The following is a 22358-nucleotide window of genomic DNA, read 5'->3' as shown; positions in this document are numbered from 1 at the left end:
CTTTTCATCGGTCCGCACCTGTGGGATCATCAGCTGAAGCTCATGGAATGATTCGCGTCTCGGCCTTTGTGGGAGAGGACGTTTGGACAGGCCAGCCATGGCATCCGTCTTCAGGATGCGGCATGCTCCGGCAACGGTTTCCGGTGTGCGCAGCACCGGCCAGGGCCAGGCCGACCCGGTGATCCGGGTGCACTCGCTTGGCGAAGCGATCCGCTTCGTCGCCCATGCTTTTGCCAACTACGACATCAGCGCCGTCGCCATCACCTGCGGCGATCCCTCGATCCCGCGCCTCGGCAGCCTGGAGGTCAAGGCGCTGTGGCGCGAATATGGCGAGCGCCTGACGCAGGAATAGCCCCTACCCGGCGCCGACCCGCCCTTCGGATCGGAAATGCCGCTGGTGCGTTTCAACTGCGGTCAATGGAGGGAAAAAGCGCCATGAACGTCGCCAATCTGCAACTCGAGGGCCTGCTGATGGCCGTCGCATCGATCAACCACGTGCTGGTTCGAAAGGGCGTGCTGACGTCGGAGGAGATCGACATCGCCTTGCGCAAGGCCGAGGCCGGCGAGACCGGTGAGGAACGGTCCGGCGGCATGTCGGCGTCGAGCCGCGACGCCGTCAACTTTCCGATTCGGCTGCTGGAACTCGCCAATCAATGCCAGCCGGAGGCGGACATGCCGTCCTTTTCCAAACTGGCCCGCATGGTCGGCCAGATGAAGGAGCCCTACAACGACCAGATGTGAGGCCACGACCGAAGTCCGGTTGGCTCACGCCCTGCCCGGCCATCCCAGGTTCAGTGCCAGCGCCGTTCCCGGTCCATGCACCGCGGCGAACAGCAGCCCGGCCACGAAGGAAAAATGGTCGACGAAGAAACCGAACTCGGCCTGGTTGCCGGCCCAGTGGCTCGGCCCGTGGAAGGCGAAGGCCAGGAACAGCACATAGGCGGCGGCGACAAGGGCCGCCTGCGTGAAGAAGGCGCCACTCAGGAAACACAGCACCAGCGCGACCTCCAGTATCGCCGCGCACCAGGCGAGGAAGAGCGGGAACGGAAAGCCGGCGGCGGCGATGTAGCCGGCCGTGGCCTCCATGCCCATGAATTTGAAGGTCACCGCCATCAGGAAGACGGCGGCGAAGATCAGTCGGGCGACGAGAAGGGCCGCTGTCTGCCAGGGCGATTGGGTGATTTGCGAGGGCATGGGTTGGTCTCCAGTTTCATTCGCCCCAAAGGACGTGCCGCCTGGCGCGGATCCGACATATCGGGTGAAGTTTTTTCCAAAGCCTGCCATCGGATGTCGCAAACCCGCATAAACCGATTTCGGTCCATCGCTGCCAACACGCTCGCTCCAAGCCGCTGAAACTGGCCTGGAGCAGCTCGCCCAGGGCCTCCTCCTGATATCCCATAAGTGATTGATCTCAAAAAATAAATTTTGCGCCGCCTCGCAGCGGAATCGTGAAACTTGTTCGTAACCATGATCGTGCTAATATTAAGCTGGGGCTAATGCACTGGTGTCCAGTGCAGGATTTCGGGTGGGTTCAAAGTGGGCGTGGGTATCAAGTTAGGGGCAAAATCTTATCTGGTCCGGTCACCGGTTCTGGAGTGTATAGGCTGCGGCGGCACCGGGCAGGTTTTCCAATGCCCCCGCTGGACGAGTTCCAACGGCCTTTGCTGCCCGGCCGGCACGCACCAGCGTGGCTGTCCTGGCGCCAGCACGCGTTGCGCCGAATGTGGCGACCCCGGCAGCCACGACGCCGGACCGGTCCATCCCTCGGCCTGAACCGGCGGCCTGCGCTCCGCGCCGGGCGGGCCTTGTGCACGCGTCCGTCGCATGTCATGGAACCAGCAGCGCCGATCGCTGTTATGTCTGACCGCGGCATCGCTTGCCGAACCACGGTGGTTCGATGTCCGCGCGACCATGCGGCTGACAGAAAGTGAGGCCCGGCATGCCCGACGATAAATCCAAGACCAAGCAGGACCGCAAGCTGGTTTCCAGCGAAGACACCTATGAGGTTGCCGCCTTCGCGCGCAAATACGGGATCCCGCAGAGCGAGGCCCAGACCATCATCAAACGCTATGGCCCATCGAGGAAGAAGCTCGACAACCACATGGCCGCGCGCGGATAGGCCTCGGCGGTACGGTGAACTGCCAAACTGACGAGGCCAGGCAGGCCGCGAAGCCGGACTGGCGAGAACGGAGGCTGCAACCATGTCCCACACCATACGCAGGACCGGCAGCTGCCTGTGCGGCGGCGTGCATTTCGTCGTCAGCGGCCAGCCGTCACGGATTGGCCTTTGCCACTGCAAGGATTGCCGCAAGGCGGGCGGCTCGGTCTATTCGGCCTTTGCCATCTGGCCGCGCGACGCCTTCGAGACATCGGGCGTCGTCGCCACTTACGGCACCCGCAGTTTCTGCCCGACCTGTGGCAGCCGGGTCGCGTGGGTCAACGACGACGAGGCCGAGGTGATGCTCGGCAGCCTGGATGTCGCGCCGACCGACCTCGCGCCCGAATATGAATTGTGGATCGGCCGGCGCGAAACCTGGCTGCATGCTTTGCCCGGCACCGAGCAGTTCGACCATGACAGGCCGCAGGCGCAGGACGCCGATCTGCCGCCGCCGAGGCCTCTGTCGGACGCCGTCGCGCGCGATTGAAAATTAATCTATCGGGCTTGGAACCCTCCCTTGTCGGCGACGTTATCCGGCGCCCCTTTCGTGGCGGCATGCACCAGTCACGGAGACGACCGTTGAACGACAAGATCTTTCCCCGACCCGTCCACCTCAAATTTGCCCCCGAGCGGGTGCGCGTGGTGCGCAGCGCCTGGGAGGGCCTCGAATGCCTCGGCGACTGGCCGTTCGGCCACGGCCGGCGATACCGGGCGGCATTGCGCAGCTGTCGAGATGCCCTGGATGGCTGGGCGCCGCCGGCAAAGGCAATGCGGGCGATGATCGACGCGGCACGCGAAGCGCATATCCTCCAATAGCCCCAACATCGCGAACCGATGCAGGTGCGCGCCTTAGATCTTTTGTTTTATGCGTTCTATCAAAGCCAAAGCCACTTCTGGGCGACATGTATCGCACTGTTTGTGCGGCAAAGTCGTGATTACCGGGCCTGCGGATCGCCATTCACAATCGGGTGGGAAGCCTCGAACCCAAAGCTCTTCGGCGCCATCAGCATCAGGGCGATGACAATGGCGATCGAGGCAATAATCATGGCAGTGCTGGCGACATCTTTCACGAGCATCTCCTAAGATTAGAAGTTGCGAAAGAAACGTTTCGCCAACAGTCGAGTTCCGCCGCGCACCAGAATACCGGCTTTCGCCGCATCATTTTGCCGGTGGCTGGGCCGGCACCTCGCCCGGCTTGATCACCGGGGTCTTGCCCTCGTCCGGAGCCGGTGCGGCCATTCCTTGGTCGCCGGTGGCCGGTGGCTTCAGCACCCCGCCGCAGTCGTCGAGCTTCTCCGTCAAATTGCCGTTGCCGGCCTGCTTCTTGGCGCCCGGATCCGTCTGGGCCCGACATTTGTCTGTCTGCTGGGCCGGGTCCTGCTGCTGATTTGTCTGTGCTGCCGCCGGCACGGCCAGCATCAGGGCGCATGATGCGATGACGAGAGATTTCATCTCGGTCTCCTTCTCTTACGGGCCGCGTTGCCGCGGCCTTCCCTTCGCAGGGACAACGCCTTTCAGCGAAAAAGGTTGGCAGCCAAAAGAGCTGGCATGGCCCCGCAACCAAATCAGGCTTCCGCCGTTGCGCGTGGCGGAGGCACCGCCATGTTCGATGATTTTCAAAGCACCAAGGTCGAGGTCGGCGAAGCCAGCCTGTTTGTCCGGCATGCCGGCAGTGGCGCGGCGGTTTTGCTCCTGCACGGCTTTCCGCAAACACAATTGATGTGGCGCGACGTGGCGCCAGGGCTGACCGACCGCTTCACCGTCGTCTGCGCTGATCTGCGTGGCTACGGCGCCAGTTCCTGCCCCGTCTCGGACGCGGACCACGCCCCCTATGCCAAGCGCGCCATGGCCGCCGACATGGTGGCAATGATGGGGAAGCTCGGATTTGCCAGCTTCATGGTCGCCGGCCATGATCGCGGCGGGCGCGTCGCCTACCGCATGGCGCTCGATCATCCCGACAGCGTCGACAAGCTGACCGTGCTTGACATCGTCCCCACGGCCGACGCCTGGGACCGGGCCGACGCCCGGCTGGCGCTCGGCTATTGGCCCTGGTCCCTGCTGGCGCAGCCCGAGCCTTTGCCGGAAAAGATCCTCGCGGCAGCCGCCGAAGCGATCGTCGACAACGCACTGGGCGGCTGGGGCTCCTCGCCTGCGGTATTTCCGGCCGATGTTCGCCAGGCCTATGTCGATGCCTTGCGCGACCCCGCCCACCTCCACGCGATCTGCGAGGAATACCGGGCAGCAGCCACGCTCGACCGCAAGCACGATCACGCCGACAAGGCTGCGGGCCGAACGATCCGTTGTCCTGTGCTGGCGTTGTGGAGCGAACAAGGGGCACTCGCCGAGTGGTATTCCGATGAGGGCGGCCCGCTGGCCCTTTGGCGGGGCTGGGCCGACGACGTGCGTGGCCAGGCAATGCCCGGCGGCCATTTCTTTCCCGAAGAGGCACCGGCGCAAACCGCGCAGGCATTGGCAGCCTTCTTCGGCTGACAGGATCCAGGCTTCCTAGCTCATCCGCACCGCTTGGCGGGGGGCGCTGTCCGGCCGAATCGCCTTGTCCTGCTTGCCCGCCTTGTCCTGCTTGCCTCCCCCTGTCATGATTTAAAGTAGGTTGACCCTCAGTGAGGTTTTCCCTCATCGTCGTTGGGCCGCTCGGAAGCCTGATCGGTCCTTTGCGGGCAATCCTCATAGCGGTGGTCGCGGCCGCCGCAGAAGGAACAGCACATGGCTTCGCGGCCCTCGTTTCCGGGCCACCATTGCGGCGTCTCGTAGGGCTTCCTGTTTTGCATTCCCAGCAATGCGCGGCGCATCATTTGGTTGCGCAAGCCTGCGCCCCGCCTCAAAGAAGAAACTGTCGCGGAACCGCCGGACAGGATAGTGGTTTTGTGGGAACATGCGTGCCTGCCGGATGAAGACGCCAAATCGCGTCAAACAAAGAGAAGCCCTCATGTCTATTCGTATCGTGTTGATGGCTGTGGCGACGCTGCTCGCGACGACCGCTCTCGCCGATGCCCGCCCCGACAGCCGCCGCATGAACTGCGACGAGATCCGCGCCATGATCCAGAGCCATCGCGCCGTGGTTCTGACCACCGGCCCGAACACCTATGACCGCTATGTCAGGCAGTTCGGCAACGAGTGCGACTGGCCGGAAGTGCCGATGTCGGCCTATATCCCGTCCCGCGACGGTCACTGCCCGGTCTATCGCTGCGAAGATCCGCCAGACGATATCCCGAATTGACGACCCACCATACCGGCGTCATAACGGTCCGACTTCTCCCGCTTCGTCTAATGGTAGGATAGCGCCCTTTGAAGGCGTGAATCGTGGTTCGAGCCCATGAGCGGGAACCAGCCCTTCAGCCAGGCAGCGTCATGTTTTCAAACCGTCCCTCCTGAAACCATTCGATCGACCCTGCGTTGACGCCATGGCCAGACACGAGGAGACATCCCATGACCGTCAACTGCCGCATATCCATCGACAACCGGCCGGACGCCACGGACGTTGTTTTCCAAGCCGTGCCGCGGATCGGGGAGAGCGTTTCCCTGTCGGTTGACGGAAGCGCACAGGATCTGCGGGTCTCGCGCGTCGTGCATGTCCCGGATGGCACATTGGAGGGCGCCGCGATCATCGTCGAGGTGACGACCAATATCCTCTAGCCCTGCATGATCGCCTCGCCGCGCCCGCGCCCGCGGCCTCACGCGACAGTGATCGGTCGCGATGAAACCTCGTGCCGCCGCAGGCGTTTAATGCCTGCAGGATTGTCGAGGTTTCAATGCAGACTGCGTGGTTTTCCAAGCCCGTGGTGGTTTCGGTCGGCGTCACAGGCGCCACCCGCAACCTGTCCAACACCCAGCAGGCCATCGAATTGCTGACGACACATTGGCGCGACGCCGGCAGCCTGAAACATCAGTCGGCGCTGCGCGCCTGCCGCCGGGCGGCGAGCGGCGACGTGCCTTCCGATATCGCCAGGGAGGCGTTTGTCGAGGCCGCGCGCGAGGCGCATATTCTGGTCGAATAAGCTGGCTGGATAAGCAGTGCCTAAATGCCGAGGCCCGTATCGTTGTCCGTCTCGGTACCGGCCTGCGGCACGATGATCGATGCCAGTGGCGCGGACAAGCTCCAGCTGAGATGACCCGGAGACCGCTCCAGGGTGGCGGAACCGCCCAGCGACTGCGGTGCAACGCGCTGCAGGACGACCGTCCCGAACCCCTTGCGTGTCGTCTCCTCGCGCCTGTCGCCGGCATAAGGCGGCGATGTCTCGTTCCAGAGCAGCTGGAATTCTCGCTCGCCCAAGGCATCGGGGCCCGAAGCGCCGGAAGCTATGGTCCAGGTGATCTCGATCCGGCCAGCCTCGCTGGCCAGTGCGCCATATTTGGACGAGTTCGTGCCAAGCTCGTGGAACGCCATGCCGAGATTCTGGACCGCGTTCGACTGCAGCGTCAGAACCGGTCCGGAGAGCAGGATCTGCTCCTCGCGGCCGAAGGGCTTGAGATGTTCCTGGATCAGGTCGAACAGGCTCGCTCCCGCCCATTCCGAGATGACGAGCAGATCGTGCGAACGTGACAGCGCCATGATGCGGGCGCGGATCATCTCTTCGAACTCGTGCGGATCGCTCGAGCGCTTGCTGGTCTCCCGGACCATCGACAGGATGACCGCGAACTGGTTCTTGACGCGATGGTTGACCTCCCGCATCAGCAGCCTGATGCGGCGCTCGCTCTCCTTGGCGGCGGAAATATCGCGGGCGATCTTCGAAGCGCCGATGATCTCGCCATGGCTGTTCCTGATCGGCGACACCGTCAGCGACACGGCAATCAGCGTGCCGTCCTTCCGCCTTCGCGTCGTCTCATAGCTTGCCACCCGGTCGCCGCTGCGAACCTTGGTGATGATCTCTGTCTCCTCGCTCTTGAGGTGATCGGGAATGAGCATGAGGATCGACTGGCCGATAGCCTCCTCGGCGCTGTAACCGAACATGCGTTCCGCCGCCTGGTTCCAGCTTTGGATGACGCTGCTCAGATCCTTGCTGATAATGGCGTCGAATGAGGAATCGACGATTGCCGCGAGGCGCGCATCGGCGGTTGCCCCCTGTTTATCACCGCCTAGGACGTCGATCATCACCGCTCGCAATGCAGTTTCCCCCAATCAGATAAGGCGCAAGCGGACCAAGGCAATCGCCGGTGCGAGGATTGCGGCACCGACTTTCACTCGGCTTGTTCAGGTGATTCCTTGGCGTCTCCGTTAGGTTTGATCACCCCGAACTCCTGCGATTTGGCCCCAAGTTCCGCCGTCAGGAAGCCATCCGAGGCAAGACCGCGGCGCAACAGTTCCCGCACCGCGGCCGAGCGGCTGGGCATGCGCTTGTCGAAACGCCAGTTTTCCAGCGCCGCGAGTTCATCATGGGTGAGCATGATCTGCAGTCGTTCCGGACGTTCCAGTTCAGCCATGTCCGCCTCCTTGCGCAGGACCAAAATGCGCTGAGTTAGTATCTGCCTCACTCATCTCATAGTTAGGATTGCTCTTATAATGCGTCAAGGTCCGCCAAGGCATGGACATCGCATCATGCATATTATGAGGAACAACCACGGCAGCGCATTTGTGTAACTATTCTAACTTGCTGATTTATTTGATTATTTTTGAATTTTTACTTGCCATGGCGCGCCATCGGGCGCATGCTCCGGCGTGAACGGACAACAGATCCTCTTCGGGAGGTTTCGATGCGGTATGACTTTTCGGCGCGCCTGCGCGATGACGTGAATTCAGCAGTCCGTACGACCTTCAGGCAGGCAGGCATCGTCAATGTCCCAGCGGTGGCGGAGCGGGTCAGGGTTCGGAATCTGGCCGAGAACGTCGCACTCGAAGACATTGAACCGCTGGTCCTGCGGGCGGCTCAGATGCTTGGTGCGGCAATTGAATTCGACACCTTTGCCAATGGGCTGGCTTGGCCTGGATTTGCCCTTGTCGAGGACGGTGGCGCCGCGCTCGATCTTCATCATTCGGCCTCGCTGCAGTAACAGGGCTGAGCGCGCTTGGTAACGCCTCGGTTCGGTCCAGCTATCGAAAGCCGAGATGCTTTTGGTAGGCGTGGGTTTCCACGGTAAATCCGCCATTGACATTTTCCGCGACATTTTCCGGCGGCCACCGTGCATCTTGGAACGTGCGGCCCAGGCGCCACCCTTCGCGGGCATAGAATTTCTGCGCACGCAGATTTCCCGCCGTGCAGAAAAGCTCCGCCTTGGCCACGCCGTCTTCAAACAAAAGCCGCTCCGCATGTGCCAGCAGATCGTGGGCAATTCCGCGACCCCGTGCTTGCCGGCTTGCATAGAGCTTTACAGTTCCGCCCCGTTTATGGAAACGAAGCCGAGCGGTTCATCATCTGCCGCCACATGAAATGCGTCGCTGGACTGCTTCAGCCACAACGAAAAATGTGCGGGCGTCCGGTATGCCAGGATTTCGGTTGGAACCAGATGGGCATGGGCATCGTGCCAGCCTTCATGCCAGAGGCGCTCGATAGCCGGCTGATCGGCCTCTCGCACCGGGCGAATTTCGAGCATTCTTCATCTCCTGCAAAGTCAGGAAGCGCAAGCCTAGTCGGAATGTTTGCCTGGTCGGAATGTTTGGCCACGCAGGCGCGTCCATTCAGCTTAAGCGCTCTGCTGTCATCATCTGAGCATTACGGGTCTACGAGAAGACGGAAAAAGATATTCAAGAGAGCTTCTCGGAATATCCGGCCGACTAGAGTTTTCTCCCTTGGTAATTCCGGCTTGTTGAAGGCGCATTTTGGATTATACTGGGAACCCCTGCGAGGGCGGTTAAAATGAGGGAAATAATAGATATAATTTATATAAGGATAAGGCAATTTTTTGCATTTATCGGCTTTGCAGTCGTAATATTTATAGCCGTATTCTTATTGAAGTTGGACTATTTTGGGAGGGCAGTCGCGGATCGCCTGTTGGCCAATGCAGCCATTCCGACACGAGGAGAGATGCCGGTAACCAGTGGGCAAGTACCCTTTTCATCCGCGGATATTCAAATAGTCGGTGGTCGAGGCGAAGGTTTGAGCTGCAGCTTGCCACCCGACATTTCGAAACTCGCATTTCCAATCGCAGCTGGCCGTTCTGAAATCGGGCTTGAGATGCGCCAGGCGTGTGCGATGCATGATTTCTGTTACCGGCATGGCGCCGCGACATATGGATATACTCAAGCCGACTGTGACTTCACTCTGCAAGAGCAAGCCTTTCAACTGTGCTACTTCATTGAGCGAGCCAGAGACGAGGGAAGGATAAACGACAATAGGAGTAAATGCATACGCGATGCACGTCTCGTAACGCTGGGTGTTCGCATCGGCGGAAGCGACTCCTTCAGGTCAGTGAGCCAGAATGTCGAGGCCCTATCGGCGGGATTGGACGATGAAATCGGAGTAGACGGCCGGGCATCAACCTACTTTGAATATGATCCTTACCCTATTCGATCTCAGTCCTATACCGCCTACAGAATCGCCGACGCTCCCAATTCCGATGGAAAGCTCGGGCAACGGAAGAGGGTCTACGAATTCTCGGTGCGCCCCTCGGGTGTGTTTGTCTCGGTGGCCCCGAACTCTGCCCAGCTATGGCAAAAGTCCATACTTCCAGGCAACCCGGCATACATCGTTGGCGCGCCCATTGTGGCTGAGGCGAGGCATAATGGGCAGACAGAAGATTGGTTCGTCTGGTGGCAGCGACGAAGCCTCGGCGAAACCGGCGGCCGCCTAATCGGCATTGCACCCGGACGCGCCACGACAGTCGATTGGAGGTGCCTGTATTTTTCCGGGATGTCCGGAAGCATGCGAGATGCGAGCACCTCCTGCCGATCCGCGGATATGGCTTTTTTTGCCGCGGAACTGGGCAATGGACGCAACTCCGGTGATGCCTACTTTTCTGAAATACTACCTTCGCATCTAGGTAGAATAACAGATGATATATTGTGGTTATCCGCACTTCAGACACACAATTGCAGAAGAGACGGATCAAACGGATTATGCTTCCTTGATATGGCTGTTAGCATTACAAGCGGCGAATCCAGGCAACCGCAATGGCCGATACGTGTATTTGATGAAATTTCACCGATATATCTGGGCAAGCCGCAGTACGAAGACACACCATATCGCAACTTTGTCAGTCATCCACAAATCCTGAACCCTTCGTCGAAGAATGATCCTACCCTTGTCTGGTCGCGCAGGGACGAGCGCTTCGAGTCGATCTCTCTGGTTCGACGACTGGGCATTCGTCGCCACAAGGACAGGCCTGAATACAGTGCAGCCGTCCCGCGAGGATCTATGGTGCTTGATGACGATTATGAGACGGACGATCCAAGTTTCGTTATCGGCCGCAACAGCAAAAGCCCCCTTATGGTAGGCTTCCAACGCATTGGTGGCTCCGAGAATCCAGATCAACTCCGCTTGGCCGAGTGGCATGTGCCCGTGATGGAGAATAAAGCCGAACGGTCACGCCTTGCCGAAATTCCCGTCGATTTTTCGAAATGCTCGGTCCATCTCGATAAGACTTGGTTGGCAAGACCACCGATCGTCTCTTCGATTTCTGAAGAAAACTCCGCTGTCATCCTGTCACGGGCAAATAGCATTCGGAAAGGAGATGCACCGCGCACCCTTGAAATAGGTCTTTTGATCATAGCAACCGACGGCTCTTGCTCTGACTTCAAGACTCTAGCCGGCATTCCTTTGGATCACTTTATCCTGGCCGGCAGTCCCGAAAACCAAAACGAACAGCGTGTTGAAATTTTACGCAAGACGCCAATTCTTGCTGGGGATTTAGATGGTGATGGTCAGATTGAAATTTTATTTCCGGCAGTTGGCGGGAGCAACAATACTATTGATCTGGCCAGAATCAGTCATGACTTTCGCCTCCTGTCGCTGCTATGATTTCTTGGCGAGCGTTAGATCAGTCTAGAGCAATTCCAGGAAAAATGTGACACGGTTTTTCCGGGAAAAACGCGTAGCGTTTTCCCTTGGGAATTGCGTAAAAACAAAGAGATAGAGCAGTTCGCTGTTTCCGTGAAACGGTGAACTGCTCTAGTCGGAAGGCGTTGAAATGGCCTCCTGGCTGAGGGAGAAGATGGGTGGCACCGCTACTCACTTTGCGACATGGCTGTGGGCGAACGTTCTCCCCATGCGATACCGATGACTATGAAACCCGCCTGTCTGCAAAGCAGGAACCCCCGCCATGCCTGGCCAGCGCGTGCTCGATCAGCACGTCGATGACCTGACTATAGCCTATACCGATCGCGGCGAGCGCCTTGGCGTACATCGAGATATCGGTGAAGCCGGGCAGCGTGTTGACCTCGTTGACCAGCAGCGAACCGTCGGCGCGCAGGAAGAAATCGACGCGCGCCATCGCCTCGCAGCCGAGCGCACGAAAAGCCTGAGCGGCCATTTCCTTCGCCTTGCCGGCGACACCTGCCGGGACATCGGCTGGTACTTTCACCACCGCGCCGTCGGCATCGAAATATTTGGCCTCGTAGGTGTAGAAGCCATGCTTGCCGGCCGGGATGATTTCGCCAGGCAGCGACACCGTCAGCGAGCCGTCGGCCCGCTGCAGCACCGAGCACTCGATCTCCCGGCCTTCGACGAACTCCTCGATCAGCACCTTGCTGTCATAGCGCAAAGCCGTCTCGACGGCCTGCTCGAAGCCATCCCTGTCCTTCACCTTGCTCACCCCGAAGGACGAGCCCTGGCGCGCCGGCTTGGCGAAGAAAGGCAGCCCGAGCGCGCCGGCAATCTCCTGGAAGGAACAGACATCGCCCCTAAGCACGGTGACCGAGCGGGCAACGGCAAGCCCGGCCTCGCGCATCAGCCGCTTGGCGACATCCTTGTCCATGGCGGCCGCCGAGGCGAGGATGCCGCAGCCGACATAGGCGACATCGGCGACTTCCGCATAGCCCTGCACCGAGCCGTCCTCGCCGAACGGCCCATGCAGCACGGGAAAGACGACATCGACCGGCGACAAGTCAGGCCGCACGCCAGCTTGGGGTACGGCCACCAGCCGGCCCTTGCCGCCGGGCAGCAGGGCAACCTCCACGCCGTCCCCAGACACCGGAGCGCCTGCTCCGTCGACGCCGGCTTCGGACGATGGCTGCAGCAGCCATCTGCCATCCCTGGAAATGGCGATCGGGACCACCTCGTAGCGCGTCCGGTCGATCGCCTTCAGCACATTGGCAGCCGACAGCCGCGACACGTCATGTTCGGCCGAGCGCCCGCCATAGAGGATGGCAACCCTGATCTTGTCCTTCATTGAAAATCCCCTGGAGATCAAAAGCTGACGGCAATGCCGCGATTGGCAAAGAAGCGGTCGAAATCGGACGGCGCCAACACTGCGTTTGCCTGTGTGGCGCTGGTATGGCCGGATGGATTGTGAAAGCGGAAAAGCTGATCCGACGCGGACGTGACCAGCACAAGATGCCCGCCCTTCGACGACGGCTCGCGCTCGGGCCAGCGGATCGAACTGCTGACCGAAGCGATGAAGAAGCTCGACCGCGCCAGGATCGCCGGAACATCCACCGTCGCGACATTGGTCATCACCTGCGCCTCCAGGCCGAAAGCCTCCTTCACGAAGGTGACGAAGGGCGCGTAGATCAGTCCCTTGATCGATCCTTCGTTGACGACATAGCCGCCATAGCCGGTGCAGCGTCTTGCCAGCTCGATCGTCGGCACGATCCGGCCGCGGGTCGCCAGGATCATCTTGAGACATGCCATGCCGCAGATGTTGGCGGCCCAGACCGCGTATTCGTCGAGTGTTGCCGCGCCCGAGCCCTGCCACAGCGGATCGCGCCTGAGCGCTGCCTCGGCGCCATCGGCGAGCACGGCCAGCGTCATGTCAGGCGTTTCCCATTGGCTGAAAAACGGCACGGTTTCAGGCAGCGGACTCATGCGGACTCCTCGGGCAGCTGACCCATCTCGTATACGAGGATACGAGATGGGTCAAAAGCTGCTTGGAGCCCGTCTCGAAAATCCAGCAGGTCCGGCGCCGCCTATTCAACCTTCGTCCAGCCGAAAACCAGCCAGGCGTATTTCGATTTTTCGTCGGGCTCGGCAGTGTAGGTCATCTGTATGTCGCCGTCCTTGGCGTAGATATCGAGCCTGGGCGCCGTGTCGAGCTTGAGCCACAGCGAACTCTTGCTGAAGGACCAGGTTCCGCACCAGACGCAAGGCCCCGATGTCGGGTCGCCGGGCTGATGAAAATTGTAGCGGCCGTCCGCCATGATCTCCAGATAGTCGAACGCGGTGTAAAAATTGGTCACCGTCTGCTGGAACTCATTGGCCGCCGCCTCCTGCTCCGGCGTGGGCGCATCCGTCATGTCGCGCGGCGGCCGGGTGGTTGCGCCGCTGAGTTTCCATTTGCCGACAAAGTCCTTCTGGGTCGGAAGATATTCCTCCTGGGCTTGCGCCGACGAAATATGAGCAACGAATAATGTACCGGCCAGACCCATGGTCGCGACTGCAAGTAGAAGTGCTGCGGAACAGATGGACTTGGTCGCGTTTTGCATAAAATTATTCCTCGATGGCGGGGTAAGGGATATCAGTTTGGGCGTTTTATTGAAAAATCCGCAGCGGGCGTTGCATCGATGCTGATTCCCGCCCGCCATCGGCACGGCTAGCATCGGGGCTGGCAATCTGGCAACGCGGGGGATGCCGTGCAAGACCTCGGGTCAGGGCACGGAAAACGCCACCGGAGTAGGATCTCCCTAGCGGGACGGTCTTCTCCTAGAAGGTGATCCTCACCGAAGCGGCGCTGCGCGTGTGCGGCCCGTGATGGACGGCCTCGATGTTGTTGCCGTCCGGATCGAGCAGGAAGGCGGCGTAATAGCCGGGATGATAGGGCCGCTCGCCCGGCGCGCCATTGTCCTTGCCGCCCGCCGCCAGTCCGGCCTTGTGGAAGGCATCGACCATGGCGTGATCCCTGGCCTGGAAGGCCAGATGATGACGGCCGGTGAGCATTCCCAGTGCGGCGCGGCTGTCGGCGCTGGAGACGAACAGTTCATCGGCCCAGAAATAGTCCTCTGCGCTGCCGCCGATCGGCACGCCGAGCACACCGAAGAGCGCCTCGTAGAAGCGCCGGCTGGCTGGCAGATCCCTGACCACCAGCTGGATATGGTCGATGAGCCGGCCGCGATGCAGTTCCTGGGTTTCCATGCAAACTCCTCCTCGCAAGACCTCGAATTTAGGCCCGGCGGGAGCGCGGTCAATGCACGCAGACCAGGCCTTACCCCTTGAGCAAGGCCGCCAGCCGGGGAATGCCTTCGCTCACCGCACGGCGGTCGGCCAGCGTGAAGGATAGCCGCAGCGTGTTGCGCCCGGTGCCGTCGGCATGGAACGCGTTGCCGGGCACGAAGGCGACGCGCGCCTCCTTCACCGACCGCGCCAGCAATTCGGTGGCGTCGGAGCCTTCCGGCAGCGTCGCCCAGACGAACATGCCGCCTTCCGGGCGGCTCCAGCTCACGCCCTTTGGCATGTTGGCCTCGAGTGCCGCGAGCAAGCCGTCGCGGCGCTCGCGATAGGCGCCGATCAGCTTTTCCACCTGGGCGTCGAAGACGGCTTCGGCGACGCGGTGCATGACGAGCTGGTTGATCGACGGGCTGTGCAGGTCGGAAGCCTGCTTCATCAGCACCAGTTTCTCCACCACGTGGCGCGGCGCGCACACCCAACCGACGCGCATGCCCGGCGACAGGATTTTCGAGAACGAGCCACAATAGAGCGTGCGAGCCTTGTCGATGCCGCCGGAGCGCGCGCAGTCCAAAGCCAGGATCGGCGGCACGCCCTCGCCGTCATAGCGCAGCGCCCGGTAGGCGGCGTCCTCGATGACGGCGATGTCGAGCTCGCCGGCAAGATCGAGCACCGCTTCGCGCTGCTTTTGGTCCAGCGTGTTGCCGGTCGGGTTGGCGAAGTCCGGCACCAGATAGGCGAATTTCACCCGGCCGCCATTCGCTGCGGCGGCGGTGTGATAGGCCGCCGGCGTCATGTTGCCGCCTTCCGGCCGCAGCCGGTCGTAGCGCGGCTCGTACGCGTTGAAGGCCTGCAGCGCGCCGAGATAGGTCGGCCATGTCACCAGCGCGGTATCGCCGGGCGACAGGAACAGCTTGCCCAGGTAATCCAGCGCCTGCTGCGAGCCGGAGGTGATGAAGACGTTGCCCTCGTCGCAGGCGATGCCGAGCTTGCCCATCTGCCCGGCGATCCAGCGCCGCAGCGGCAGGTAGCCTTCCGAGACCTGGTACTGTAGTGCTGCCCCCGCCTCCGCACCGCCGAGCACGTCGGCATAGGCGTCGCGGATCGCCTCGGCCGGGAACAGCGACGGATCGGGAATGCCGCCGGCGAACGAGATGATGTCCGGCTGGTCGAGCAGCTTCAGCAGCTCGCGGATTTCGGAGGCCTTCATGCGCGACGAGCGCGAAGCCAAAAGGTTCATAAGGGTCAAGTCACGCCTCCCCGGACGTTTCGAATATAGGTCAACTTGACTGACCTATATCCGCTTTGTCAGGCAATTTGAATAGTGCCTGAATGCCTTCCGCTATGCGCCAGGGAGCGAAGCGACGCGGTTCAATCCCCATCCGCGGGCTTGGCCTTGCCGCATTGCGCCAGCACTTTGCCGATGGCTCCGCTGGAGCCCTTCAGCGGAAAACTAGTCGCGCCATATTTGGTTGAACCGACCGATACCTCGCCCTTGGAGCGCAGCAGGTCCAGCAGCGGATCGGCCTTGGTCAGGTCGACCACGAAATAATTGTACATCTCCTCCAGTTGCAGCGTCTTGGTCACTGTCTTGCCGTCGGCCTTGAAATCGAACGAGCCGCTGATGCCCGGTTCAAGCTGCTGGCCGGAGGCGCCGAGGTCTAAGCTCAGCACCGGCTTTTCAAAACAGATCAGCATCAGCTGCGCGTCGCCCTTCGGCCCGCCGCAGACCGAGGCGGTCAGCACGCTGCCGCCCTCGTCTTCCTCCATCTTCGCACTCCAGTTCCTGCACGACGCGGCAAAAGCCGGCTGCGCGGCCTGCAGCGCGGCCAAGGCACCGGCAACAGCGAGATATCCAGCTCTCATGACTTTCCCCCAATTGGCTCCTCTGGAGCATTTGCAGCACCCGCCGGCAGCATATAGGAAAAGCCATCCGGTGGCATTGGCTGTTCAGCGCCGGCCTGGTTTTGCGGAGAGCGGTGTTGAGAGCCTGTGTTCGTCTGTGCCTTTTCATGGCCGCCCTGGTGGCCATGCCGCTCACCGCCCATGCGCAGTGGAAGCCGGTCGAGAAGGTCGAGACCTATGCCATCTCGGGCCAGTCCGGACCGGAACTCTATCGCTCGATCGGCGAGAACGGGCCGAATGTCGGCGTTGCCCGGGCCATCGCCCACACCAATTTCAAGCTGACCTGGACCCGGGACTATCAGGCGCGGGCCGGTGCCTGCGTGCTGGCCTCGGCCAAGCCGAAGCTCATCATCACCTACACCTTGCCCAGCCCCTCCTCGCCGCTGCCGTCAGCCGTCCAGAAGAACTGGGAGGTTTTCCTCGCCGGCGTCAGCGCCCACGAAAAGGTCCATGGCGCGACCATCGTTGACATGGTGCGCAAGATCGAGACGGCGACCGTTGGCCTGACGGTCGCCGATGATCCCAAATGCAGCAAGATCCGAACCGAGATGACCAAGCGCCTGTCGGCGCTCTCGCTGGCGCAGCGCCAGGCAAGCCGCGATTTCGACCGCATCGAACTGGGCCAGGGCGGCAATCTGCAGAAGCTGATCCTCGCCCTGGTCACTGGCGGCTGAGCGCTCTCACCTTCAAGCCTCGGACATGAGGCTGTCGAGCAGTTCGAGGCCCTCGGGCCAGTCGCCCAGGCCGCTGTCGGCATTGATGTGGCCGAACGGCCCGATGACGGTGATGCGGCTGCCCCATTGCTTCGCCCGCGCCTGGGCATATTCCTGCGAGCCATAGGGATCGTCGGTGCTGGCCACCACCAGCGAGGGGAAACGCAGCCGGCCCTCGGGAATTTTGGCGAAAGCCATGCCATATTCGGGAAAGACCGCCGACGCCGGGTCGGGAACGCCGACCAGCAACGCCGCCTCGACCGGCCTTAGCGAACTTTTCTGCCAATGCGCGACCAGCAGGCAGGACAGGCTGTGCGCGACCAGCACCGGCGGCCCGGGCGCCGCGACCACCGCAGCCTCCAGCGCCGCCAGCCAGTCGGTGAAATCAGGCAGGTCCCAGCTTGACGGCTGGAAGCGCTGCATCGCGTGATTGGCGCTTTCCCAGCGCGATTGCCAGTGCTCCGGGCCGGAACCGCCACTTCCCGGCAGGATGATGAAATACGTCATGTCGCCTTGCTCCAATCGATTGTTCGGGCATGATGACGTCTTGCGGTGGCGTCGGGAATGGGAAACCATCGGGTAAACCGTTCTCTCGCCGATGGATTCAAGGTGACCATGAAGATCAGTGATGAGCGCGCGCCGCTCGACCCGACCGACATCGCCATTGTCGAGGCCATGCAGGAGAACGGCCGCATCGCCATTTCGGAGCTCGGCCGCCGGGTCGGCCTGTCGCAGCCGGCCACCTCCGAGCGGGTCAAGCGGCTGGAAGAGCGCGGCGTCATCGCCGGCTACACCGCGGTGATAAATCCGGCCGCCCTCGGTCTTGGCATGATGGCGATCATTCGCGTGCGCACCACGCATGAGCACATCCGGCCCTGCCTGAAGCAGTTCGCCGAAATGCCCGAGATCACCGAGGTGCACCGGCTGACCGGCGAGGATTGCTTCATCCTGAAAGTGGTCGTGCCCTCGCCCGTCCACCTTGAAACCATCGTCGACGCCGTGGCGCGCCACGGTGCGGTCACCACGGCATTGGTGCTGCGCAGCGAGACGCCGAAGCCGATCGGCCGCGAGCTGATCCGGAGGTCGGCCGGTTAGACCAAGGCTTTTTCGCCGCGCAATGCGGGGGCTTTAAGCCCGCCAGGCTTGCAGATCGGCCAGGATCCGCGCCTTCAGCGCAGGGTCGGCGTAGCTCGCATGCACCGATGTCGCGGCGAGATGCCGGACGGTCTCGCCGTCCCAGGCGAAGGCTTCGGCGCAGGCGGCATAGGATGCTTCGAGCGTGGTGTCGAGCAGCGACGGGTCGTCGGTGTTGATCGAGACCGGGACACCAGCCTTGCGCAGGGCATCGAGCGGATGCCCGGCAAGCGAAGGATAGACACCGAGCGCCACATTGGAGATCGGACATGTGCCCAGCGGAATCTGCCTTCGCGCCAGCAACTCCACCAGTTCAGGGTCTTCGATCGCCCGCACGCCGTGGTCGATGCGGTCGGCGCCAAGCAGTTCGATCGCGTCACGCACTCCTTCCGGGCCGCTCGACTCGCCCGCATGAACGGTGCGCCGCAAACCCGCGGCGCCGGCGCGGCGGAACGCCTCGGCGAAACGTGGTCCGGTGCGGCCGGCAGCCGCTTCATTTCCATCGATGGATAACGCAACAACGCGCTTGTGCCTGATCGTGCTCAGCAGTTCCACCAGTTCGATCGCTTCCGCCGCCGACTGGGTGCGGAGCAGACTGACGCAAAGCCCGACCGGCGGGTGTCCGTCCTGCTCGGCGGCCGCGAAACCCCCGTCGAACGCGTCGATCATCCCGGCGATGTTGCTGTGCCAATGTGGCCAGTGCGTGGGGTTGAAGATGACGTCGGCATAACGCACGCCGCTTCGGCTCATGCGCTGCGCGAATTTGTAGGCAGTGGTTGCGAGTTGCTCGCGCGTCCGGAATGTCCCGCACAGCCAGTCGAGCATCTCGAGGAAGCTCTTCAAATCATGCGCCTCGAAGAGCCTGTCGCGCGGCGCGCGCAGCGGAATGTCGGCTTCCTCGCAATTGCTGATCACATCGTCGGCCTCGAAGCAGCCTTCGATGTGGATGTGCACTTCGGCTTTCGGCAACCCGATGAAGTCGGTCAATGACGCCTCCCATGTTCTCCGGCGCCATCAGACCATGAAATGGCCAGCCTCCATTTCAAGAAATGATTGAAAGAATTGCGCGTCTGGGACCGAGAGATTGGCGGCGCCTCACGGAACCCGGGCCTACCGCGTGTCCGCGTGCGCCGTCAACTCTGCCCGCCTCTCGTCCGACACCACCGCCAGATCCAGCACCTTCTGCAATTCGGCGGCGTGGCGGAACGATGGTTCGCTCTGCACGCCGCTTTGCACCGCATCGGCGAAACGCTGGTAGTTGGTTGGCACGGTGCCGGCGTCGAGCTCTTCCCATTTGCCATCGTCGACATTGTCGCCGACGCAGGCCCTCAGCACCGAGCCGTCGAGATTGTGCACCACCTCGATGCCGCCTCTGTCGCCATAGATGCGCAGCCGAAGCTCGTTGAGATGGCCGGTCGCCCAGCGGCTGGCATGCACCACGCCGAAGGCGCCGTTGGAAAAATCCAGCGTCATGGCGAAGCTGTCATTGGCGTCGAGCCCATAGTCGCCGATGCGGTTGCCGGGCGCCTTGTCGAAGGTGCGCAGCCGGCAGAACACATGGTCGATGTCGAGCGCAGCACCATAGCTGGCGAAATCGAGGATGTGGATGCCGACATCGCCGAGCACGCCGTTCGAGCCGTGGCCGCGCGACAGGCGCCACAGCCATTTCGGATCGGTGCGCCAGTCGCCCCAGAATTTCGACACCAGCCAGCTTTGCAGATAGGACGCCTCGACATGCCGGACGGTGCCGATCTCGCCTGCCTGCACCATCTGGCGCGCCTTCTGGAGTGCCGCGACATTGCGGTAGGTGAGGTTCACCATATTGATGATGCCGGCGGCTTCCGCGGCGTCGGCCATCTCGGTCGCCTTGCCCAAATTTTCGGCCAGCGGCTTCTCGCACAGCACCGGCTTGCCGGCGGCGATCAGCGCCATGGTGGTCGGATGATGGATGCGGTCCGGCGTCACATTGGCGACCGCGTCGAAGGCGCCCCATTGCAGCGCTTCCTCCAGCGAGGTGAAGCGGTTTGGGATATTGAAGCCGTCGGCGAATTCGCCGACGCGCGCCGGATCGACATCGGCGGCGCCGACGATGTCGACACCCTCGACGGCGCTGAAGCGCCTTGCATGTTCCTGCGCCATCCAGCCGGTGCCGAGTATCAAAAGCCGCATTTTTTCTCCCGTCGTCTCAGGGTGCTGCCGGCGACTGTGGAGATACCCCTCTCCTCCCGGCCCTCTCTCGTCCCAGCCAGCGCCTCAGATAGCGCGGAAAATGCCGCCGTCGACACGAATGTTCTGTCCGTAGCCGGCGAGGCGCCGCCCTTACCCCTCCACCGTCTCCAGCACGCTCAGCAGCGTGCCTTCCATGTCGGGCTCCTCGCCGGAGCAGACGCACAGTACCTCGGCGTCGCCCTCGCCCACCGACAGATAGGCGTGACCCATGGTGGAATCGATGTAGACGCTTTCGCCCTCTTTAAGCCGCACCGGCGCGTATTGGTCGGTGTGCAGTTCGATCTCGCCCTTGAGCACGATCAGGAATTCCTCGCCGGCATGTTTCGTCAGCGGGCCGAATTCCTCCGGCGTACGGGCGCGAGCATAGGCATGGATCGGCACCATGCGCTTGCGCACCAGATCGGTGGCGAGATAGCGGTAGTCGTAGTTGCGGGTCAGTTGGCGCAGCGTGTTGGACTGCGAGGTCACCGAGCGGCGGGTGCGCGCCGAAGGCTGCTTGCGGTCGCCGCTGAGCAGTTCCGTTACATGGATGCCGAGCCCCTCGCAGATCTGTAAGAGCTTGTCGTAGCTCAGCGACATCTGGTCGTTCTCGACCTTGGACAGCGTCGACACAGCGACGCCGGTAAGCGTGCTGACCTCCTGCAGGGTCCAGCCATGCGTTCTTCTCAGGGCGCGAAGACAGTCACCGAGGTTCGGTTGCTCCGACATTGTCAGCTCCGTTGCGCGGCCATCGAGCCGCTTGCCTACCCTAGGTAGTCGAACTCCCCGTCACCATCAACAACATCAACAATTTTCTTATACGCTAAATATTGACTGGATATGAAATTATTTTTACGACTGGTGGATGCGGTCGAACTCCTCCCAGAAAATCGTTGTCATCGGCGGTGGCATTGCCGGCCTGTCACTGGCTGCCGCCGTGCGGGATTGGGCCGAGGTGACTGTCATCGAGCGCGAGCCGCATCTCGGCTACCACGCCAGCGGCCGCTCCGCCGCTTTGTTCACCGAGACCTATGGCAACCGGCTGGTGCGAGCGCTGACGCTGGCGAGCCGCCAGGCCATCGTCGAGGGCGGCTACGTCGCGCATCGGCGCGGCGCGCTGCATGTCGGCTGGAAAGGCGACGACGCGGCGATCGACAGGCTGGCCGGTGAATTGCAGGCGCTGGTGCCCAGCGTGCGCCGCCTGTCGGCCGCCGAACTCCACGCGCTGGTCCCGGTCATTGCCGTTGGCGCCACCTGCGGCGGGGTCTATGAGCCGGACGCTGTGGATGTCGACACCGGCAAGATGCTGGCAGCCTGTGCCTCGGCGCTGAAGGCCAGTGGCGGCACCATCCGCACCGGCGAGGAGGTCCGCGCCATCTCGGCCCTCGGCGGCGGCCTGCGGGTGGAAACCAGCGCCGGCGCCTATACGGCCGACATCGTCGTCAACGCCGCCGGCGCCTGGGTCGATGTTGTCGCCGGCATGGCGGGGCTCCCCGGCCTCGGCTTCCAGCCGAAACGGCGCACTGCCTTCCTGTTCGATCCGCCCACCGGCGCCGATATTGCCGGCTGGCCCCTGGTCGTCGACCTGCACGAACAATTCTACTTCAAGCCCGATGCCGGCAGGCTGATCGGCTCGCTCGCCGACGAAACCGATTCAGAGCCGTGCGACGCGTATCCCGAAGACATCGACGTCGCCATCGCCGTCGATCGCATCGAGCAGGCGACATCGATGCGCATCGGCCGTCCGTCGACGCCGTGGGCGGGCCTGCGCACCTTCGCGCCGGACCGCACGCCGGTCGCCGGCTTCGACCCGCGCCTGCCCGGCTTCTTCTGGCTCGGCGGCCAGGGCGGTTACGGCTTCCAGGTGTCGCTGACTTTGGCCAGGCTGAGCTCAGCGCTGATGCGCGGCCAACCCGTGCCCGAAGATGTCGCCGCACTCGGCGTCACCGCCGCCGCGCTGGCGCCAGATCGTTTCCTCACCCAGGCGGCGACGCCATGAGTTTCATACCCACCCCGTAAAGTGTCATCAGGAGC

31 protein-coding genes and 1 tRNA gene are annotated in these 22358 nt (G+C 62.2%); 14 read left to right on the top strand and 18 right to left on the bottom strand.

Annotated features, from left to right (window positions below):
• The first annotated feature begins 97 nt into the window (after positions 1-97).
• Together MESOP_RS16625 and MESOP_RS16620 are read left to right on the top strand one after the other, a co-directional pair.
• Positions 98-352 carry a hypothetical protein gene (locus tag MESOP_RS16625; protein WP_013894493.1) on the top strand — a complete coding sequence of 85 codons (255 nt, stop codon included), beginning with the start codon at positions 98-100 and terminating at the stop codon, positions 350-352.
• 83 nt (positions 353-435) lie between these two features.
• Positions 436-741, top strand: coding sequence for a hypothetical protein (locus MESOP_RS16620; protein WP_013894492.1), 306 nt, complete (start codon positions 436-438; stop codon positions 739-741).
• A gap of 24 nt (positions 742-765) precedes the next feature.
• Here the strand turns inward: MESOP_RS16620 and MESOP_RS16615 are convergent, their stop codons facing one another.
• Positions 766-1194, bottom strand: a complete 429-nt coding sequence (locus MESOP_RS16615) for a DoxX family protein (protein ID WP_013894491.1) — start codon at positions 1192-1194, stop codon at positions 766-768.
• A 745-nt stretch (positions 1195-1939) separates the two neighbouring features.
• Here MESOP_RS16615 and MESOP_RS16610 point away from each other — a divergent pair.
• The 3 genes from MESOP_RS16610 to MESOP_RS16600 all read left to right on the top strand — a co-directional run bounded on the left by MESOP_RS16610 (position 1940) and on the right by MESOP_RS16600 (position 2974).
• The gene (locus MESOP_RS16610) at positions 1940-2119 is read left to right on the top strand and encodes a DUF3606 domain-containing protein (RefSeq protein WP_013894490.1); all 180 of its coding nucleotides are present in this window, start codon (positions 1940-1942) and stop codon (positions 2117-2119) included.
• An 82-nt stretch (positions 2120-2201) separates the two neighbouring features.
• A complete protein-coding gene (locus MESOP_RS16605; RefSeq protein WP_013894489.1) occupies positions 2202-2645 on the top strand; it encodes a GFA family protein in 444 nt (147 codons plus the stop codon).
• Between the two features lie 92 nt (positions 2646-2737).
• Entirely contained in the window at positions 2738-2974 is a 237-nt protein-coding gene (locus tag MESOP_RS16600) for a DUF982 domain-containing protein (RefSeq protein WP_013894488.1), read from the top strand.
• A gap of 119 nt (positions 2975-3093) precedes the next feature.
• Here MESOP_RS16600 and MESOP_RS36555 read toward each other — a convergent pair whose 3' ends face one another.
• Both MESOP_RS36555 and MESOP_RS16595 read right to left on the bottom strand, forming a co-directional pair.
• Positions 3094-3228 (bottom strand): hypothetical protein, encoded by a 135-nt coding sequence (locus MESOP_RS36555; protein ID WP_013894487.1) that lies wholly within the window; start codon positions 3226-3228, stop codon positions 3094-3096.
• A gap of 88 nt (positions 3229-3316) precedes the next feature.
• On the bottom strand, positions 3317-3610 hold the full coding sequence (locus MESOP_RS16595; RefSeq protein ID WP_013894486.1) for a hypothetical protein: 294 nt from the start codon (positions 3608-3610) through the stop codon (positions 3317-3319).
• Positions 3611-3760: 150 nt separating this feature from the next.
• Here MESOP_RS16595 and MESOP_RS16590 point away from each other — a divergent pair, with 150 nt between their 5' ends.
• The 5 genes from MESOP_RS16590 to MESOP_RS16570 all read left to right on the top strand — a co-directional run bounded on the left by MESOP_RS16590 (position 3761) and on the right by MESOP_RS16570 (position 6174).
• Positions 3761-4648: an alpha/beta fold hydrolase gene (locus MESOP_RS16590; RefSeq protein WP_013894485.1), complete on the top strand. Its 888-nt coding sequence runs from the start codon at positions 3761-3763 to the stop codon at positions 4646-4648.
• 457 nt (positions 4649-5105) lie between these two features.
• Positions 5106-5396, top strand: a complete 291-nt coding sequence (locus MESOP_RS16585; RefSeq protein WP_013894484.1) for a hypothetical protein — start codon at positions 5106-5108, stop codon at positions 5394-5396.
• Positions 5397-5432: 36 nt separating this feature from the next.
• A tRNA-Gln gene (locus tag MESOP_RS16580) sits at positions 5433-5506 on the top strand.
• 99 nt (positions 5507-5605) lie between these two features.
• On the top strand, positions 5606-5812 hold the full coding sequence (locus tag MESOP_RS16575; protein ID WP_013894483.1) for a hypothetical protein: 207 nt from the start codon (positions 5606-5608) through the stop codon (positions 5810-5812).
• 116 nt (positions 5813-5928) lie between these two features.
• Positions 5929-6174, top strand: a complete 246-nt coding sequence (locus tag MESOP_RS16570) for a DUF982 domain-containing protein (protein ID WP_013894482.1) — start codon at positions 5929-5931, stop codon at positions 6172-6174.
• Positions 6175-6194: 20 nt separating this feature from the next.
• On the opposite strand, the gene MESOP_RS16565 is transcribed toward MESOP_RS16570, so the two are convergent.
• From MESOP_RS16565 to MESOP_RS36205, 5 genes are all read right to left on the bottom strand, one after another.
• A complete protein-coding gene (locus MESOP_RS16565; protein WP_013894481.1) occupies positions 6195-7268 on the bottom strand; it encodes a sensor histidine kinase in 1074 nt (357 codons plus the stop codon).
• 86 nt (positions 7269-7354) lie between these two features.
• Positions 7355-7597, bottom strand: coding sequence for a hypothetical protein (locus MESOP_RS16560; RefSeq protein ID WP_013894480.1), 243 nt, complete (start codon positions 7595-7597; stop codon positions 7355-7357).
• 312 nt (positions 7598-7909) lie between these two features.
• The gene (locus MESOP_RS35650; RefSeq protein ID WP_167313558.1) at positions 7910-8146 is read right to left on the bottom strand and encodes a hypothetical protein; all 237 of its coding nucleotides are present in this window, start codon (positions 8144-8146) and stop codon (positions 7910-7912) included.
• 58 nt (positions 8147-8204) lie between these two features.
• Positions 8205-8444, bottom strand: a complete 240-nt coding sequence (locus MESOP_RS36210; RefSeq protein ID WP_245265130.1) for an N-acetyltransferase — start codon at positions 8442-8444, stop codon at positions 8205-8207.
• 35 nt (positions 8445-8479) lie between these two features.
• Positions 8480-8704 (bottom strand): hypothetical protein, encoded by a 225-nt coding sequence (locus MESOP_RS36205; protein ID WP_013894477.1) that lies wholly within the window; start codon positions 8702-8704, stop codon positions 8480-8482.
• A 263-nt stretch (positions 8705-8967) separates the two neighbouring features.
• On the opposite strand from MESOP_RS36205, the gene MESOP_RS35105 reads away from it, so the two are divergent.
• Positions 8968-11067 carry a hypothetical protein gene (locus MESOP_RS35105; RefSeq protein WP_013894476.1) on the top strand — a complete coding sequence of 700 codons (2100 nt, stop codon included), beginning with the start codon at positions 8968-8970 and terminating at the stop codon, positions 11065-11067.
• Positions 11068-11329: 262 nt separating this feature from the next.
• On the opposite strand, the gene MESOP_RS16540 is transcribed toward MESOP_RS35105, so the two are convergent.
• The 6 genes from MESOP_RS16540 to MESOP_RS16515 form a co-directional block, all read right to left on the bottom strand.
• Positions 11330-12436, bottom strand: a complete 1107-nt coding sequence (locus MESOP_RS16540; protein ID WP_013894475.1) for a D-alanine--D-alanine ligase family protein — start codon at positions 12434-12436, stop codon at positions 11330-11332.
• Between the two features lie 17 nt (positions 12437-12453).
• Positions 12454-13071, bottom strand: a complete 618-nt coding sequence (locus MESOP_RS16535; RefSeq protein ID WP_013894474.1) for a C39 family peptidase — start codon at positions 13069-13071, stop codon at positions 12454-12456.
• Positions 13072-13172: 101 nt separating this feature from the next.
• Positions 13173-13688 carry a hypothetical protein gene (locus MESOP_RS16530; RefSeq protein WP_013894473.1) on the bottom strand — a complete coding sequence of 172 codons (516 nt, stop codon included), beginning with the start codon at positions 13686-13688 and terminating at the stop codon, positions 13173-13175.
• 217 nt (positions 13689-13905) lie between these two features.
• Positions 13906-14334, bottom strand: coding sequence for a VOC family protein (locus MESOP_RS16525; RefSeq protein WP_013894472.1), 429 nt, complete (start codon positions 14332-14334; stop codon positions 13906-13908).
• A gap of 70 nt (positions 14335-14404) precedes the next feature.
• Positions 14405-15604 (bottom strand): aminotransferase-like domain-containing protein, encoded by a 1200-nt coding sequence (locus MESOP_RS16520; protein WP_041164159.1) that lies wholly within the window; start codon positions 15602-15604, stop codon positions 14405-14407.
• Between the two features lie 131 nt (positions 15605-15735).
• Positions 15736-16230, bottom strand: a complete 495-nt coding sequence (locus MESOP_RS16515; RefSeq protein WP_245265111.1) for a hypothetical protein — start codon at positions 16228-16230, stop codon at positions 15736-15738.
• 146 nt (positions 16231-16376) lie between these two features.
• Here MESOP_RS16515 and MESOP_RS16510 point away from each other — a divergent pair, with 146 nt between their 5' ends.
• Positions 16377-16943, top strand: a complete 567-nt coding sequence (locus tag MESOP_RS16510) for a DUF922 domain-containing Zn-dependent protease (protein WP_049802371.1) — start codon at positions 16377-16379, stop codon at positions 16941-16943.
• A gap of 12 nt (positions 16944-16955) precedes the next feature.
• On the opposite strand, the gene MESOP_RS16505 is transcribed toward MESOP_RS16510, so the two are convergent.
• The gene (locus tag MESOP_RS16505) at positions 16956-17489 is read right to left on the bottom strand and encodes an RBBP9/YdeN family alpha/beta hydrolase (RefSeq protein WP_013894468.1); all 534 of its coding nucleotides are present in this window, start codon (positions 17487-17489) and stop codon (positions 16956-16958) included.
• Between the two features lie 108 nt (positions 17490-17597).
• Between MESOP_RS16505 and MESOP_RS16500 the strand changes: the two genes are divergently transcribed.
• A complete protein-coding gene (locus MESOP_RS16500; protein WP_013894467.1) occupies positions 17598-18077 on the top strand; it encodes an Lrp/AsnC family transcriptional regulator in 480 nt (159 codons plus the stop codon).
• 33 nt (positions 18078-18110) lie between these two features.
• Here MESOP_RS16500 and add read toward each other — a convergent pair whose 3' ends face one another.
• The 3 genes from add to MESOP_RS16485 all read right to left on the bottom strand — a co-directional run bounded on the left by add (position 18111) and on the right by MESOP_RS16485 (position 21053).
• Positions 18111-19103, bottom strand: coding sequence for an adenosine deaminase (gene add / locus MESOP_RS16495; protein WP_013894466.1), 993 nt, complete (start codon positions 19101-19103; stop codon positions 18111-18113).
• Between the two features lie 123 nt (positions 19104-19226).
• On the bottom strand, positions 19227-20285 hold the full coding sequence (locus MESOP_RS16490; RefSeq protein WP_013894465.1) for a Gfo/Idh/MocA family protein: 1059 nt from the start codon (positions 20283-20285) through the stop codon (positions 19227-19229).
• A 150-nt stretch (positions 20286-20435) separates the two neighbouring features.
• The gene (locus MESOP_RS16485; RefSeq protein ID WP_013894464.1) at positions 20436-21053 is read right to left on the bottom strand and encodes a helix-turn-helix domain-containing protein; all 618 of its coding nucleotides are present in this window, start codon (positions 21051-21053) and stop codon (positions 20436-20438) included.
• Positions 21054-21189: 136 nt separating this feature from the next.
• Here MESOP_RS16485 and MESOP_RS16480 point away from each other — a divergent pair, with 136 nt between their 5' ends.
• On the top strand, positions 21190-22323 hold the full coding sequence (locus MESOP_RS16480; protein WP_013894463.1) for an NAD(P)/FAD-dependent oxidoreductase: 1134 nt from the start codon (positions 21190-21192) through the stop codon (positions 22321-22323).
• Positions 22324-22358 lie beyond the last annotated feature (35 nt).

The organism is Mesorhizobium opportunistum WSM2075 (genome assembly GCF_000176035.2).
Taxonomy (GTDB): domain Bacteria; phylum Pseudomonadota; class Alphaproteobacteria; order Rhizobiales; family Rhizobiaceae; genus Mesorhizobium; species Mesorhizobium opportunistum.
This window is presented reverse-complemented; position numbering and strand designations above follow the sequence as displayed.

Bases quoted from the DNA above. Each gene is read 5' to 3' on its own strand.
- MESOP_RS16625 (WP_013894493.1), top strand. From the start codon at position 98: ATGGCATCCGTCTTCAGGATGCGGCATGCTCCGGCAACGGTTTCCGGT.
- MESOP_RS16620 (WP_013894492.1), top strand. From the start codon at position 436: ATGAACGTCGCCAATCTGCAACTCGAGGGCCTGCTGATGGCCGTCGCA.
- MESOP_RS16615 (WP_013894491.1), bottom strand. From the start codon at position 1,194: ATGCCCTCGCAAATCACCCAATCGCCCTGGCAGACAGCGGCCCTTCTC.
- MESOP_RS16610 (WP_013894490.1), top strand. From the start codon at position 1,940: ATGCCCGACGATAAATCCAAGACCAAGCAGGACCGCAAGCTGGTTTCC.
- MESOP_RS16605 (WP_013894489.1), top strand. From the start codon at position 2,202: ATGTCCCACACCATACGCAGGACCGGCAGCTGCCTGTGCGGCGGCGTG.
- MESOP_RS16595 (WP_013894486.1), bottom strand. From the start codon at position 3,610: ATGAAATCTCTCGTCATCGCATCATGCGCCCTGATGCTGGCCGTGCCG.
- MESOP_RS16590 (WP_013894485.1), top strand. From the start codon at position 3,761: ATGTTCGATGATTTTCAAAGCACCAAGGTCGAGGTCGGCGAAGCCAGC.
- MESOP_RS16585 (WP_013894484.1), top strand. From the start codon at position 5,106: ATGTCTATTCGTATCGTGTTGATGGCTGTGGCGACGCTGCTCGCGACG.
- MESOP_RS16575 (WP_013894483.1), top strand. From the start codon at position 5,606: ATGACCGTCAACTGCCGCATATCCATCGACAACCGGCCGGACGCCACG.
- MESOP_RS16570 (WP_013894482.1), top strand. From the start codon at position 5,929: ATGCAGACTGCGTGGTTTTCCAAGCCCGTGGTGGTTTCGGTCGGCGTC.
- MESOP_RS16565 (WP_013894481.1), bottom strand. From the start codon at position 7,268: ATGATCGACGTCCTAGGCGGTGATAAACAGGGGGCAACCGCCGATGCG.
- MESOP_RS16560 (WP_013894480.1), bottom strand. From the start codon at position 7,597: ATGGCTGAACTGGAACGTCCGGAACGACTGCAGATCATGCTCACCCAT.
- MESOP_RS35650 (WP_167313558.1), bottom strand. From the start codon at position 8,146: ATGATGAAGATCGAGCGCGGCGCCACCGTCCTCGACAAGGGCAAATCC.
- MESOP_RS36205 (WP_013894477.1), bottom strand. From the start codon at position 8,704: ATGCTCGAAATTCGCCCGGTGCGAGAGGCCGATCAGCCGGCTATCGAG.
- MESOP_RS35105 (WP_013894476.1), top strand. From the start codon at position 8,968: ATGAGGGAAATAATAGATATAATTTATATAAGGATAAGGCAATTTTTT.
- MESOP_RS16540 (WP_013894475.1), bottom strand. From the start codon at position 12,436: ATGAAGGACAAGATCAGGGTTGCCATCCTCTATGGCGGGCGCTCGGCC.
- MESOP_RS16535 (WP_013894474.1), bottom strand. From the start codon at position 13,071: ATGAGTCCGCTGCCTGAAACCGTGCCGTTTTTCAGCCAATGGGAAACG.
- MESOP_RS16530 (WP_013894473.1), bottom strand. From the start codon at position 13,688: ATGCAAAACGCGACCAAGTCCATCTGTTCCGCAGCACTTCTACTTGCA.
- MESOP_RS16525 (WP_013894472.1), bottom strand. From the start codon at position 14,334: ATGGAAACCCAGGAACTGCATCGCGGCCGGCTCATCGACCATATCCAG.
- MESOP_RS16520 (WP_041164159.1), bottom strand. From the start codon at position 15,604: ATGAACCTTTTGGCTTCGCGCTCGTCGCGCATGAAGGCCTCCGAAATC.
- MESOP_RS16515 (WP_245265111.1), bottom strand. From the start codon at position 16,230: ATGAGAGCTGGATATCTCGCTGTTGCCGGTGCCTTGGCCGCGCTGCAG.
- MESOP_RS16510 (WP_049802371.1), top strand. From the start codon at position 16,377: ATGGCCGCCCTGGTGGCCATGCCGCTCACCGCCCATGCGCAGTGGAAG.
- MESOP_RS16505 (WP_013894468.1), bottom strand. From the start codon at position 17,489: ATGACGTATTTCATCATCCTGCCGGGAAGTGGCGGTTCCGGCCCGGAG.
- MESOP_RS16500 (WP_013894467.1), top strand. From the start codon at position 17,598: ATGAAGATCAGTGATGAGCGCGCGCCGCTCGACCCGACCGACATCGCC.
- MESOP_RS16490 (WP_013894465.1), bottom strand. From the start codon at position 20,285: ATGCGGCTTTTGATACTCGGCACCGGCTGGATGGCGCAGGAACATGCA.
- MESOP_RS16485 (WP_013894464.1), bottom strand. From the start codon at position 21,053: ATGTCGGAGCAACCGAACCTCGGTGACTGTCTTCGCGCCCTGAGAAGA.
- MESOP_RS16480 (WP_013894463.1), top strand. From the start codon at position 21,190: ATGCGGTCGAACTCCTCCCAGAAAATCGTTGTCATCGGCGGTGGCATT.